Source organism: Pseudomonas sp. LB1P83, assembly GCF_054897885.1.
This window is the reverse complement of record NZ_CM142709.1, coordinates 2,472,733-2,487,414: the sequence shown is the minus strand read 5'-3', so window position 1 is coordinate 2,487,414 and position 14,682 is coordinate 2,472,733. Positions and strand designations below refer to the sequence as shown.

The window sequence follows — 14,682 nt, the reverse complement described above, 5'->3', positions numbered from 1 at the left end:
CGGTAAACCTTGAACCCCGCCCGGGGTTCAAGGCTCCCTCCTTCGCTTAGAAACCGGCACGATCCTCCAGCGCCCTGAACGCCGCCAACGGGTGATCAAACCGCCCGCTGCTACGACTCATCCGCCCCCACATTTCATCCGTGGCATCTGCTTCTTGCAATAATCGCCAGACCCGAGCCTGAAGCGACAGGTAACTGACCTGAAAGTCGGCCGTCAGGCTGAGCCGGTCTATTACGGCTAGAAATCGCGTACCGGAGGGTTTGCTTGCCAGTCGCTGCCAAAGGGCTTGCCGGGACTGTTGCAACGCTTCGTCGCAGTCGCGTAACCATACCGTCGGCGTGCCATAGTCTGCGCCCGGCACGCTCAACCACAGATTGACTCCCGTTTGTTCGCGATGACTGACCAACCGACGCAACGTGTCCTCGTCGGTCAACGGATTCCCCCATAACAGCACGCGGTCGTCGGCCACCGCCTGATTCATTATCGCTGGCGGGACCCGCGTAATACCGTTGTCGCGCAAATCCAGCATCGTCAGATAAGGCTCGTCCTTGATCCCGACCGGACAGCGGGTAATTCCGGTATTCCTCAGGTTGAGCTGACGTAAATTGTCCATGCCCAGCACCATAGGCGGCACACCTAGCGGGTTGTCGCTGAGGTCCAGCGTTTGCAAGTGGGTCAGCTCACTCAGTTGCGAAGCGGCGCTCTCGGAAAATACCAGCTGAGTGGCTCGCAGGTTGAGTGAGGTCAGGTGGGTCAACTGGCCGATGACGGGCGGCAAGGCGCGCCCTGCGTCGCCGTCCACGAAGAAATGACGCAAGTCGACTCGTTCCAGATTCAACACTTCAAGGTTTGGAAAATTCTCCAGGAACCCGTTCAAACTGTCCTGCTCGGCCAGGTGAAAACCCCGCATCGACAATTCGATCACATCGGTGAGCCTGACATTCAAGGCGGGTAATCGGTGGTAGTCCTCGAAGGTCAGATCCAGCCTGACACCGCGCAGTTGCCCGTCTGCATAAACATGATCCTGCAGCGACCCGCGCTTTTGCCAAATGGCGACAAGCTCCTCGGCGAGCTCTGTCCTGACCCCACGCTCCTGTTCCAGGGCGGTTTGCAGCAGGTGAGCATTGTGCACGGCGATTTGCGCGCGGCTCATGCCCTCTGCCTCCTCATCACCCATGGCCACGAAGGAAATATCCATGTCGGCAATGTCTTGCGCCGCTTGATCAATCCAGCCGCTCAGATCAGTGTGAAGCTGTTGCAGTTGCAGATTCAACTGGTCGATATACGCCTGCACCCTGACACCCGCGAACTGCAGCACCTGATCAACACCCGCGTCGGTGATGTCCGGGTAAATGTCCTTGATCTGCAACTTGGTCGCTTGCAACTTCATGGCCTCGCCTTGCGGTGTCGCCGGGTAACCTCCGCCGCGCAGGCCCTGCCGCTCGAAGGTCAGACCGGTGTCCAGCCGTTGCAAACCCAGGATGGTTTCTGAACGGGACAATGCCCTATCGCTGATGCTGAGCCGCAACTCACTGGCGGGATCCGGAGAGGTGAAATGCAATGCCGAATGTTCCTTGTCCGACAGCACGCCAAGGATCGCGTCGTAGAAATCCGTTTGCCGGCCTTGTCGCAGGTAACGGTTTCCCACCTTGATGACGTTTCGGTTATGAGGGGTATCAAGGGGGCCACATCGGTCGAGAACCCGGCCAGTGGACGATCCGTCGAGGATCTCGATTCGCAAATCCTTTGGCCAGCCGGGCAGGTTTTTCAGGGAGTGCAATGCCAGCGTGTCCGTCTCGGCGCTCACCACCGACTGCAGATAAAAGCCTTCATAGGCTCGATCGAGCCGTACATGCTGTTGGTATTGGCGCGCCTTGCTGTCCAGCCGCGTGAACACTTGCCTGGCCTCGGTAGCGTCGGGCAATGCCTGGATGTCGACGCCATAGCGGTCAAGCATTTGCTCAATGGCGGTTGTCGGCAGGCCCGGGTATTCGCGCTGAAACAGTCGGACCCATTCATGCTCCGACCGTTGAAGCGCTTCGTAATGTTGATTGAATAACACGGGGTTCCCGGCCGGACCGAGGTCCTGATCGATCTTGAAGCGGCTGATCGTGTCCGCCAGCAAGGGGGTCGGTGGGCGGCCCGTTTGCATCAACCGCAGCATGTCGTCGTCAATCGTGCTGACCTTGGCGATCTGCTCCAGGATCTCATCGTTGAAGGAGGCCACCGAGGGACCGATTCCACGGATGAGCTCGGTCCGGTTGCTCATGGGCGTCGGGGCAACGGTTGCATCCGACGCGGGTCGAGGCCCTTGCTCTCCCGGATCAGCGCCGGGCTCGTGGGCGCGCTCCGCCATGCTATCGGCCTCGGCAACATCCCCCTTCACAGCCGACTCTGCACCCAGCATCGGCAACGCATTCAGCAAGCCAAACACCGTGCGCGTCCGCCCTTCCGAACGTTGGCTCAGGGTCTTTCCGTTGACCGCCTGATTCAGACCATAACCGGCGTCAATGAGCCCGGCCAATGCCAGCAGCCCCTCGCCTCCGGGGACGAATATGGCGAGCGGAGCAAACCGGTTGACCCATTGCACAATCGGTTCGACGACAGCGCTCAACTGATCCCGGTTGACCTGCGCATCGTCACGGATGGTCGCGATGCCTGACCGTGCGGCCTGCTTCATCGTCAGTACCAACCGGGAAAAAGGATCGGTGGCGACGGCCGGATCGTCGTAGCCGATGTACTCGTTCGGGTCCCAATAGCCGTCGTTGTTGAAGAAGCCGGCGTTGTGGGTCAGCCAGTGCTTTGCAGGATAAAGCGCCATGCCATCCAGCGCCGTCAGCACACCGGCGTGAAACGTACCGTCCTCGCGATCGTCCTCGGCAAAGTGGAGGGCCAATGCCTGTTTGGCCTTGCTGGACTTGCCCTGGGCGACAATCCATTGGTGCAGTTGCGTGGCATCGGCAAATTCATGCAACGGAGAAGAATTGCCAGGGATGTACACCAGCACGCGGGCACTGGCAGTGTCGCGGAAGACCCAGATATCGGTCGCGGTGTAACGGTACAGTTTCAGAAGGCCAAATTTGGCGGTTGAAGGAACGCGCGCCGGTGCTTGCAGTTGCTCAAGGGTCAGCGTTGCCCATGGCTGATCGGCTGGCAAACCTGCCGCCCGCATCGCAAGCTCCAGACCTTTTTGCGTCAGGCGTTGCTCATGATGCTGCAACCAGGCGGCCATGACGAACGCTGCTTTGACCGACGTTCTCAAGGCGTAAGGTGTGGCCGCAACGAGCACGTCATCGGCAGGCCAGACCTGATCGAGATACGCTTGGTACAAGTTCTTTAACTCCAGTTCCCAGACCCATTTCTTGAAATCGGCGGGTCTGAGAGTGATCTGGGTCTTCGGCCCATAAGCTTGCGGTGTGGTTTGGCGATAAATGCCTTCGTACATCTGGTGATTGCCGCTGCCGTGATCGGCGAACTCGTCGACGTGTTCGACCATCCGGACCGTTGGCCCGATGTCCGGCGGCGTGTACAGACCGAATGCCGTTTCAGCGAAACGACCGTCACCCACGGTCTGGTAGTTGGACAGCAGCGTTTGCAGCAGCGAACGGGAACTCGCCACTCGCCCTTGCTCGATACCGTTTTCTGCGGGATGGCCCTTGTAGTGGTAATCAAGCGTGACCAACAAGGCCGTCCGCGGATCGATGTCCGCCCCCCACTTTTCCTTGATCAAGCGTTCGCCAAACTGGCCGGGGGATTGCGGCAAGGCGAGATCCACCATGGCTTGCAGTTCGTCGCGCATTGGCAGAGTCGGTACTGGATGGGGGCCGGCAACATTATCGTCGGGTTCATTCATGGTGCATTCCATTGCATTCATTTCAGGACCATCACCCTACCCGGCCTGAGTCCAGTCGAAAGCCGGAGCGATCGACAATGGCCCTAGGAAAGTTCGCTATTTCCCCGTGGACCTTTCTGAAGGCAAAAAAAAAACCGTGGACATCCACGGTTTCAATTTTTTGTTCGGTGTAGAAAATTACCAGAAGCGTTGCTGAGTCAACCGGCTCCACCAGCTCAGCAATACGCGATCAACCGAACCACTGGCCGCCATGCCGATACGCTCTTGCAGGCTTTTGCGTTCGGCGTAATGCAAGTGGTACAGCTCGGACTTCTTCGCCCGTTCAGCGAGATATTCGTCGCTGGTCTTCAGCTCATCCACCAGCTGTTTATCCAGCGCAGCGATGCCGAGCCAGATTTCACCGGTGGCGACTTCGTCGATGGCCAGTTGCGGGCGATAGCGCGAGACGAAGTTCTTGAACAGCTGGTGGGTGATGTCCAGGTCTTCCTGAAACTTCTCGCGGCCTTTTTCGGTGTTTTCGCCAAACACGGTCAAGGTGCGCTTGTATTCGCCGGCAGTCAGAACCTCGAAGTCGATGTCGTGCTTTTTCAGCAAGCGATTGACGTTCGGCAACTGCGCCACTACGCCGATCGAGCCCAGAATCGCGAACGGAGCGCTGATGATCTTCTCGCCGATGCACGCCATCATGTAGCCACCGCTGGCCGCGACCTTGTCGATGCAGATGGTCAACGGCACGCCGGCGTCGCGAATGCGCGCCAGTTGCGAGGACGCCAGGCCGTAGCTGTGAACCATGCCGCCGCCGCTTTCCAGACGCAGCACCACTTCGTCTTTTGGCGTCGCCAACGTCAACAGCGCGGTGATCTCGTGGCGCAAGCTTTCAGTGGCCGACGCCCTGATGTCGCCGTCGAAATCCAGCACGAATACCCGTGGTTTGACCTCGGGTTTCTTCTTTTGCTTTTTATCGGTTTTAGCCTGGGACTTGCGCAAGGCCTTGAGCTGGTCCTTGTCGAGCAAGGTTTGCTCAAGGCGTTCGCGCAGCCCTTTGTAGAAATCATTCAGCTTGCTGACTTGCAACTGCCCGGCCGACTTGCGCCGACCTTTGCTGCGCAACGCCACGAAACTGGCCAGGACCACCAGAATGGCGATCACCAGTGTCACGGTCTTGGCCAGAAAACTGGCGTACTCGGACAAAAACTCCACAGTGACTCCTTCAAAACGATGCGCGGCTTAAAACACGCGCGGGACAACGCCAGCATACCCATGCTCCGCCTCGGCGGCCAGCCGTGAAACCTCTGGCAACACGCCTGTAACGGGCATTTCAAACAAGCGTATGTTTTTTCATTGACAGCTCTCCGTCATCCTCATAACCTCGCCAAACCTTCAACGTACCGGGATGACGCGGACGTGGGCAGCATCTATCTGATTCGACATGGCCAGGCCTCCTTTGGTGCAGACGACTATGACGTCCTGTCGCCGACCGGTGTTCGCCAGGCAGAAATCCTCGGCCAGCACCTCGCCGAGCTGGGTGTCAGCTTCGACCGCTGCCTCTCGGGCGACCTGCGCCGCCAGCAGCATACGGCCACTAGCGCGCTGGAACAGTTCGCTGCCGTAGGCATGCCGGTGCCGATCCTGGAAATCGATTCCGCCTTCAATGAATTCGACGCCGACGCGGTGATCCGCGCGCTGCTGCCAGCCATGCTGGAGGATGAGCCGCAAGCACTGGAGATCCTGCGCAACGCCGCGCAAAACCGTGCCGAGTTCCAGCGCATTTTCGCCCTGATCATCGAACGCTGGCTCGCCGGCACCTATGACACGCCGGGGCTTGAAAGCTGGCTGGGTTTTGTCGAACGCGTGCAGGCCGGTCTTCACCGCATTCTCGAAAGCGCCGACAACACCCAGAAAATCGCCGTGTTCACCTCCGGCGGCACCATCACTGCCCTGCTGCACCTCATTACGCAAATGCCGGCAAGGCAGGCGTTTGAACTGAATTGGCAAATCGTCAACACCTCGCTCAACCTGCTGAAGTTTCGCGGTCGCGAGGTGGCTCTGTCTTCTTTCAACAGTCATGCGCACTTGCAACTGTTGAAGGCACCGGAACTCATCACGTTTCGCTGAGTCCGGACTATTGTGACCCTGGCTGTAATCACCCAGCTCTAACTACCCAAGAAAGGATCGAACCATGACCTCCGTAGCTGATGCCGTACAAGCAATGAAAGCCAAGTTCAACCCAGCCGCCGCTGCCGGTCTGGACCTGGTCTTCGGTTTCCGCATCGACGACACCAAAAACTTCTCGCTGATCGTCAAAGACAGCACCTGCGAGCTGCAAGAAGGCGAAAACCCTGACGCCCAGGTCACTCTGGTGATGGACGGCGAAACCCTGCAAGGCATCGTCGACGGTTCGACCGACGGCATGCAAGCGTTCATGGGCGGCAAACTGCGCGCTGAAGGCGACATGATGCTGGCGATGAAACTGTCCGAGCTGTTCCCAAGCTAAGACGGCGGTTTCCGTCTTCGGAAACCTTCCTGGTTGCACACGAATCCCGCCCCTAGAGACGGGATTCGTCGTTTTCCGCCCCCCAAAAACGGCTACCTGTGGATTTGCCGTCTATATTCCTTCTGGCCGCATGCGTCAGACATCGGCTGTTTGCCCCTCGATCATTTGGCGCGGAGCACTGCCCATGAGCCCACCTGACGACCACGAAGGTTTCAACCGCCGACGTGTACTGCAAGGCCTTTCGGCAGGCGCCGTCGGTGCCTGGATCAGCCCGCTATTCGCAGGGAGTAAAACCATGCCCGATACCCCCGCCGACCTCATTCTATACAACGGACGCCTGCACACCGTCGATCGCAAGAAACCCCAAGCCAGCGCCGTCGCGATCAAGGACGGACGCTTCGTGGTGGTCGGCAGCGACGCCCAGGCCATGGCCCTGCAAGGCCCCGGCACACAAATCATCGACTTGCACGGCCGCACGGTGATTCCCGGTCTCAACGACTCGCACCTGCACCTGATCCGCGGCGGCCTGAATTACAACCTCGAACTGCGCTGGGAAGGTGTGCCGTCGCTGGTCGATGCCTTGCGCATGCTCAAGGACCAGGCCGACCGTACGCCCACGCCACAATGGGTGCGGGTGGTCGGTGGCTGGAACGAATTCCAGTTTGCCGAGAAACGCCTGCCGACGATTGATGAGCTGAACAAGGCCGCGCCGGATACGCCGGTGTTCGTGCTGCACCTCTACGACCGCGCCCTGCTCAACCGCGCCGCGCTGAAAGTGGTCGGTTACACCCGTGACACGCCGAACCCGCCTGGCGGAGAAATCCAGCGTGACGCCAACGGCGATCCCACCGGCATGCTGATCGCCCGCCCGAACGCGATGATTCTCTACTCGACCCTGGCCAAGGGACCGAAGTTGCCATTGGAGTATCAGGTCAACTCGACCCGCCAGTTCATGCGCGAACTCAATCGCCTCGGCGTTACCAGCGCCATCGATGCCGGCGGCGGTTATCAGAACTACCCGGACGACTACCAGGTGATTCAGCAACTGGCCAAAGACCAACAACTCACCGTGCGCATCGCCTACAACCTGTTCACCCAGAAACCCAAGGAAGAGCTGACCGACTTCAAAAACTGGACCAGCACTTCCCATTACGGCCAGGGCGACGACTTCCTGCGGCACAACGGTGCCGGGGAAATGCTGGTGTTCTCGGCGGCAGACTTCGAAGACTTCCTCGAGCCACGCCCGGACCTGCCGCAAACCATGGAACAAGAGCTGGAACCGGTGGTGCGCCATCTGGTGGAACAACGTTGGCCATTCCGCCTGCATGCCACTTACAACGAATCGATCAGCCGCATGCTCGATGTGTTCGAGAAGGTCAATCGCGACATTCCGTTCGACGGTTTGCCGTGGTTTTTCGATCATGCCGAAACCATCACCCCGCAGAACATTGAGCGGGTGAAAGCCTTGGGCGGCGGTATCGCCATCCAGGATCGCATGGCCTTTCAGGGTGAATACTTCGTCGATCGCTATGGCGCCAAAGCCGCCGAACACACGCCTCCGATTGCGCGCATGCTCGCCGAAGGCATTCCGGTGGGCGCCGGCACCGATGCCACGCGCGTCTCCAGCTACAACCCGTGGACCTCGATGTATTGGCTGGTCAGCGGCCGCACCGTCGGTGGATTGGAGCTGTACCCGCAAGGCTTGAGTCGCGACACGGCACTGGAGCTGTTCACCCACGGCAGCGCCTGGTTTTCCTCCGAACAAGGCAAGAAAGGTCAGATCAAAGTCGGGCAATTGGCGGATCTGATTGCGCTGTCGGCGGACTACTTCCACATTGAGGATGAAGCGGTCAAATGGATTGAGTCGGTGTTGACCATCGTCGACGGGAAGATCGTCTATGGCGCCGTCGAGTTCGAAAAACTCGGGCCGCCGCCGGTGCCTGTGGTGCCTGAATGGTCGCCCGTCGCCAAAGTGCCGGGCCACTGGAAACCCCTGGCACCACTGACGGCGCAGGTGCATCAATGCGTCGGCGCGTGTGCGGTGCATGCACACAGTCATGAGCGAGCGCGATTGTCGTCAGCGCCGGTCAGTGACTTTCAGGGGTTCTGGGGGGCGTTTGGCTGCTCGTGTTTCGCGTTTTAAACAAAGACCTGACAAACACCGAAAATCTCCTGTAGGAGCGAGCCTGCTCGCGATAGCGGTCTGACACCCACCGTCGATGTTGACTGGACTATCGCCATCGCGAGCAGGCTCACTCCTACAAGGGTTCTGCATCAAGCAGACTTCTCTAGCTGCGACGACTGTCGCGAATCTATTTGTCCCCTTCTTTAGCTACCGCCGTCATCGCAAACTCGTCTAATAAACTGTTACTTCTTACAGGTGTCAGTACGAGGGCGTTAGTTCTACTCTTTCAACTAACAATCAAGCAGGAATGGTTTGACCCACGTCAACTTCCCGCGCCTGTAAATCCCGCACGATAACTTTCATCGAAAGCCAATGACGGCTCATTCGAGGCCGATGGCCGGCCATCCTCAAGGAAGAGACAAACATGCGACCACTCAACATTATTCTGTTGTCATCGGCATTCAATGGCCTGAGTCAAAGAGCCTGGCTAGCGTTACGCGAAACGGGGCATTGCCCCAGCGTAGTGCTGTTCACCGACGAAAAAACAGTCTGCGAGCAGATTGAACAGTCTGGCGCCGACCTGGTGATCTGCCCGTTCCTCAAGGACCGGGTGCCGCAACAATTGTGGAGCAACCGTGAACGCCCCGTTGTGATTATTCATCCGGGCATTGTCGGCGACCGTGGAGCCAGCGCACTGGACTGGGCCATCACCCGTGAGTTGACCCATTGGGGTGTCACCGCGCTGCAAGCCGTGGAAGAAATGGACGCCGGGCCGGTCTGGTCCACCTGCTGTTTCAAACTGCCCCAAGGCCTGCGCAAATCCGAGCTGTACAACGGCCCGGTCAGCGATGCGGCGATCCGCTGCATTCGTGATGTCGTAGACAAATTCATCAACGGTTATGTGCCAGTACCGGTGGACTATGCCCATCCTCGGGTGGTGGGCGGCTTGCAGCCGAACATGACGCAGGCTGATCGGACGTTCAGTTGGCACGACTGCTCACGTTTCATCAAACGCTGCATCGACGCCGCCGACGGTCAGCCCGGTGTTCTGGCGAGCCTGGCGGGTGGTCAGTATTACGTGTACGACGCCCATCTGGATTCACGTAGCGGCACGCCCGGAGAGATTCTGGCGGTGCGCGACGACGCGGTACTGGTCGCCACCGGCGATCGCAGTGTGTGGATCGGTTCGTTGCGACGCAAACCCCGGCCCGGCGAAGAAACCTTCAAGCGCCCGGCCCGACACGTACTAGGCGCGCAGTTGAATGACGTGACCACACTTGACGAACCGATTGCCTCAACCCTCTACAACACCGAAACCTATCAACCGATCCGCTACCGTGAATCGGGGCCTGTCGGCGAGCTGACCTTCGAGTTTTACAACGGTGCCATGAGCACGGAGCAATGCCAGCGACTGGTCACGGCCCTGCGCTGGGCCAAATCCCGAGACACTCAGGTGCTGCTGATCAAGGGCGGGCGCGGCAGTTTCTCCAACGGCGTGCACCTCAACGTGATCCAGGCCGCCGAGGCGCCGGAGCTTGAGGCCTGGGCCAACATCCAGGCGATCGATGACGTCTGCGCGGAATTTTTCAGCGCCCGGCAACTGGTGGTCAGCGGCCTGACGGGTAGTGCCGGGGCCGGCGGCGTGATGCTGGCGCTGGCCGCAGACCTTGTCTTCGCCCGTGCGGATATCGTGCTCAACCCGCACTACAAAACCATGGGGCTGTATGGCTCTGAATACTGGACCTACAGCCTGCCCCGCGCCGTCGGCCCGCAGATGGCGGAAAAACTCTGCGAGGAATGCCTGCCGGTCAGCGCGACCCAGGCAATGCAACTGGGCATGGTTCAGGAAATCGGCCCACGTTGCCCGGAAGCGTTTGGCCAGTGGTTGTTGCAACGGGCGGGCAATGCGCTGACCGATCCGGCGTATACCGCTGTGCGCGAGCGCAAGGAGCGGTTCGATACCCAACTCATGCAGCACTGCAGAAATGCCGAACTGCAGCAGATGGAACTGGACATGGTGCACGACCGCAACCGGTTCGCCGAGAAGTGCCGCAATTTTGTGTTCAAGCGCAAGGCGTGTGGCACCCCGATGCGGCTGGTGGCGCCGTGGGCACGGCAGCGTAGTCGGACGCAGAGTTTGGCCACGGCTACATAAGCCAAATACCGACAATCCCCTGTGGGAGCGGAAAGCTGTTCACTTAAGACAATCATCAGTCGAGCGAGAACCTGTGGCGAGGGGATTTATCCCCGTTGGGCTGCGAAGCGGCCCCCTAGGCCCGTTCAGACAGACCGAGTCGTCTGGATTTACGACTGCTTCGCAGCCGAACGGGGATAAATCCCCTCGCCACAAATGAGTGCCCGCGCTTAAGTGAACAGCATTACTTGTGGGAGCGAGCTTGCTCGCTCCCACAGGGGTTCTGCGTCGGGCACAAATCTCTGCAATTGCGCAATCAAGGCTGCAACAACAACGCAATCAGCGCGCTCCATCCCGTCTGATGGCTGGCCCCCAATCCGCGTCCGGTTTCCCCATGAAAATACTCATGGAACAGCACCAGATCGCGGCTGGCAGGGTCAGCCTGCAACTGCGTATACGCCGCCATTGACGGCCGATTGCCCGCTTCATCGCGAAGCACAAGCCGGGTCAGTCGTTGACTCAAGCTGTCGGCCACCTCTTCCAGTGACGCCAGAAACCCCGACCCCGTAGGGTATTCCACCGAAAAGTTCTGATCGTAATAGCGATGAAACTCGCGCAGGGATTCGATCAGCATGTAGTTGATCGGCATCCACACCGGCCCGCGCCAATTGGAGTTTCCGCCGTACAGGCGCGATTCGGATTCTGCCGGCTCGTAATGGGCACAAAGCCGTTCGCCATCGATTTGCAGGCCGAATGGCTGTTCGGCGAAGGCTTTGGACAACGAGCGAATACCGAATTCGCAGAGGAACTCGCTTTCATCAAGCATGCGTTTGAGCAGGTCCTTGGTGCGCTCGCCACGCAATAGCGCCAACAGCATCCGGTTGCCTTCGCCCGGTTCGGTCCAGCGTGAGATCAGGCTGGCGAGGTCCGGGCGATGCCGCATGAAACCGAGCAAACGCTCACGCAAACCGGGCAGCCCTTCATGCTCGTGTTGCTCCAGCACTTGCACGGCAAACAGCGGCATCAGGCCGACAATCGAGCGCAAACGCAGTGGCTCATTCACGCCTTCGGGGCGATGCAGGACGTCGTAGAAGAAGTGATCCTGCTCGTCCCACAGGCCTTCGGCATCGGAGTCGACCCGATTGATGGCCCCGGCGATGTAGAGGAAGTGTTCGAAGAACTTCACCGCAATATCGACATACACAGCGTTGCGCCTGGCCAGTTCCAGCGCGATGCGCATCAGGTCCAGCGCATAGGCGGCGACCCACGCCGTACCGTCGGCCTGGTCGAGCTGATAGCCGGGCGGCAACAGCGCCGAGCGGTCGAACAGCGCAATGTTGTCCAGCCCCAGGAAACCGCCCTGAAACAGGTTGCGCCCTTCGGCGTCCTTGCGATTGACCCACCAGGAAAAATTCAGCAGCAGTTTGTGGAAGATCCGTTCGAGGAAATCCATGTCCCCTGTTCCGGTCAGCGCCTTGTCCTGCTGATACACCCGCCAACAGGCCCAGGCATGCACCGGCGGGTTGGCGTCGTCGAAACGCCATTCGTAGGCCGGTAACTGGCCGTTAGGGTGCATGAAGCGGTCTTTGACCAGCAGCAATAATTGATGCTTGGCGAATGCGGGATCGATCAGCGCAAACGCCACGGCCTGAAAGCCCAGATCCCACGAGGCGTACCACGGGTATTCCCAGGTGTCTGGCATCGACACGATGTCGAAGTTCGACAGGTGGCGCCAATGGGTATTGCGCCTGTGCGAACGCCCGGGCGGCGGCGAAGGTTGAGCCGGATCGCCGTCGAGCCACTGATTGACGTCGAAGTAATACAGCTGTTTCGACCAGAGCAACCCGGCCAGGGCTTGACGCTGAACGTTGCGCGCATCCGCATCGTCGATGCCGGCTTGCAGGGCTGCGTAAAAATCATCGGCTTCACTGCGACGCCGAACGAACAGGGCTTTGGCGTTGACCTGAACCGCGCTGGTCGGAGCGAAACGCAAGTACACGCATCGGCTTTGGTCTGCTGCAAAAGCCAGGGTGAAGTGTGCCGCCACCCGGGTCCCCGCATCATGGCGGATCGCATCGTTGTTGCCCGCGACCAGAAAATCGTTGATTCCATCCTTGAATGGACCGCTCGCCGCCACGCCATCGAGTTTGGGGAAGTTGCTCTCGTTGTTGCAGAACAGCCATTGGCAGTCTTCCTCGCCCCAGGCGCTGGCCTGCCGATCAGCGACTTGCGGATGCCGGGCCAGGACCTCATCGCCGCTCAGCGTGAGGCTCGGTGGCTGCCCGTCCGGCGCCCAGCTCCAGGTGTTGCGAGCCCAGAGCTGCGGCAACACGTGCAGCCGTGCCGGCTGATCGGACCGGTTGTGCACGGTGACGCGCATGAATAGGTCATCGGCCGCGTGTTTGGCGTACTCCACCGTTACATCGAAATAGCGGTTGTCCTCGAACACGCCGGTATCGAGGATTTCGTACTCGGTATCGGCCAAGCCACGGCGAGCATTTTCAACCACCAGGTCGGCGTAGGGAAATTCGGCCTGCGGGTATTTGTAGAGCATGCGCATGTACGCATGACTTGGCACGCCATCGACATAGAAATACAGCTCTTTGACGTCCTCGCCGTGATTGCCTTCGGCATTGTTCAAGCCAAACAGACGCTCTTTGAGAATCGGGTCACGCTCGTTCCACAGGCCCAGCCCCAGGCACCAGTGCTGAGCCTTGTCACAAAACCCGGCAAGCCCGTCCTCGCCCCATCGATAGGCGCGGCTGCGGGCGTGATCATGGGGGAAATAACCCCAGGCATCGCCATCGGCGCTGTAGTCCTCGCGCACCGTGCCCCATTGGCGTTCGCTCAAGTAAGGGCCCCATTCGCGCCAGGCCTCGGCATCGCGGCCGGCCAGGCGCAGGCCTTCAGTGGTGTCGAGGATGTTTGCTGCGTGCTTTGCCGTCATGGGGGGCGCCGTTGGGCTAGAGACGGTTGCAGTGTAGTGCTTCGCCGCGCCCCATAACTGAACACCCCCTGTAGCAGCTGCCGAAGGCTGCGTTCGGCTGCGAAGCAGTCGCAATATCAGGCACTGCGGTATTTCAGATAGACCGAGACAGCCGGATTTACGACTGCTACGCAGCCGAACGCAGCCTTCGGCAGCTGCTACATGAACCGGCTCCGGCAGGATCCGTTTACAATGCCTGCACTTCCCGCACCGGCCGCCCCATGGACATTGATCTCGCTCGCACCTTTCTGGAAATTGTCCGCCACGGCAGCCTGGCCGCTGCCGCCGAAAAACTCCACGTCACCCAGACCGCGATCACCGCGCGCGTGCAAAAACTCGAGAGTCAGCTGGGCAGCACGTTGTTCGTGCGCAACCGCGCCGGTGCGCGTCTGACGCCCAATGGCGAGGCCTTTGTGGTGTACGCCAATCAACTGGTCGAGACCTGGGAAGCCGCGCGTCGGGACTTGCCGTTGCCCGAGGGTTACCGCGACGTGCTGCATATCGGCGGCGAGGTCAGCCTGTGCAATCCGCTGATGCTCAGTTGGGCCGGTGAACTGCGCGAGAAGATTCCCAGCCACGCCTTGCGCATGGAAATCCGTGACGGCGAAAACCTGTTGCGCCAACTGGAACTGGGGGTGCTGGACGCGGCGCTGGTCTATCAGCCTGAATATTGGCCGCGTCTGCAAGTCGAGCAGATCCTCGAAGAAAAACTGATCCTGGTACGCCTGGCCGGGCGCCCCGATCCTTACGTGTACATCGACTGGGGTCCGGACTTCCGCCGGCAACACGATGCCGCATTACCGGAAAAAGCCAAGGCCGCCCTGAGCTTCAACCTCGGGCCGCTGGCCCTGCAATACATCCTGGAAAACGGCGGCAGCGGCTACTTTCGCACCCGGGTGGTCCAGAGCTATCTGGAAAACGGCGTGCTGGAGCCCGTGCCCAAAGCCCCGGAGTTCAGCTACCCGACCTACCTGGTTTACTCGCGCGATCGGGACTCGGCGACCCTGCAACGGGCTTTCGATTTATTGCGCGAAGTCATCAAGACCGACGACGACTGGTCCCAGCGCTGGAACCCGCTGACCTGAATACA

General features: G+C 59.8%; 8 protein-coding genes. 5 read left to right on the top strand and 3 right to left on the bottom strand.

Annotation, left to right across the window (positions count from 1 at the left end; all coding sequences use genetic code 11):
* Positions 1-46 precede the first annotated feature (46 nt).
* Both ACYZTY_RS11625 and sohB read right to left on the bottom strand, forming a co-directional pair.
* Entirely contained in the window at positions 47-3,853 is a 3,807-nt protein-coding gene (locus ACYZTY_RS11625) for a dermonecrotic toxin domain-containing protein (RefSeq protein WP_461958597.1), read from the bottom strand.
* 177 nt (positions 3,854-4,030) lie between these two features.
* On the bottom strand, positions 4,031-5,053 hold the full coding sequence (sohB, locus tag ACYZTY_RS11620; protein ID WP_461958596.1) for a protease SohB: 1,023 nt from the start codon (positions 5,051-5,053) through the stop codon (positions 4,031-4,033).
* Between the two features lie 204 nt (positions 5,054-5,257).
* Here sohB and ACYZTY_RS11615 point away from each other — a divergent pair, with 204 nt between their 5' ends.
* The 4 genes from ACYZTY_RS11615 to ACYZTY_RS11600 all read left to right on the top strand — a co-directional run bounded on the left by ACYZTY_RS11615 (position 5,258) and on the right by ACYZTY_RS11600 (position 10,627).
* Entirely contained in the window at positions 5,258-5,968 is a 711-nt protein-coding gene (locus tag ACYZTY_RS11615) for a histidine phosphatase family protein (protein ID WP_461958595.1), read from the top strand.
* Between the two features lie 64 nt (positions 5,969-6,032).
* Positions 6,033-6,347 carry an SCP2 sterol-binding domain-containing protein gene (locus tag ACYZTY_RS11610; RefSeq protein WP_007946492.1) on the top strand — a complete coding sequence of 105 codons (315 nt, stop codon included), beginning with the start codon at positions 6,033-6,035 and terminating at the stop codon, positions 6,345-6,347.
* 295 nt (positions 6,348-6,642) lie between these two features.
* Positions 6,643-8,490 (top strand): amidohydrolase, encoded by a 1,848-nt coding sequence (locus ACYZTY_RS11605; protein WP_461959301.1) that lies wholly within the window; start codon positions 6,643-6,645, stop codon positions 8,488-8,490.
* Positions 8,491-8,896: 406 nt separating this feature from the next.
* Positions 8,897-10,627: a hydrogenase maturation protein gene (locus tag ACYZTY_RS11600; protein ID WP_461958594.1), complete on the top strand. Its 1,731-nt coding sequence runs from the start codon at positions 8,897-8,899 to the stop codon at positions 10,625-10,627.
* Positions 10,628-10,922: 295 nt separating this feature from the next.
* Here the strand turns inward: ACYZTY_RS11600 and ACYZTY_RS11595 are convergent, their stop codons facing one another.
* Positions 10,923-13,553, bottom strand: a complete 2,631-nt coding sequence (locus ACYZTY_RS11595) for an MGH1-like glycoside hydrolase domain-containing protein (protein ID WP_461958593.1) — start codon at positions 13,551-13,553, stop codon at positions 10,923-10,925.
* Positions 13,554-13,813: 260 nt separating this feature from the next.
* Between ACYZTY_RS11595 and ACYZTY_RS11590 the strand changes: the two genes are divergently transcribed.
* Positions 13,814-14,677, top strand: a complete 864-nt coding sequence (locus ACYZTY_RS11590) for a LysR family transcriptional regulator (RefSeq protein ID WP_461958592.1) — start codon at positions 13,814-13,816, stop codon at positions 14,675-14,677.
* The last annotated feature ends 5 nt before the right edge of the window (positions 14,678-14,682 follow it).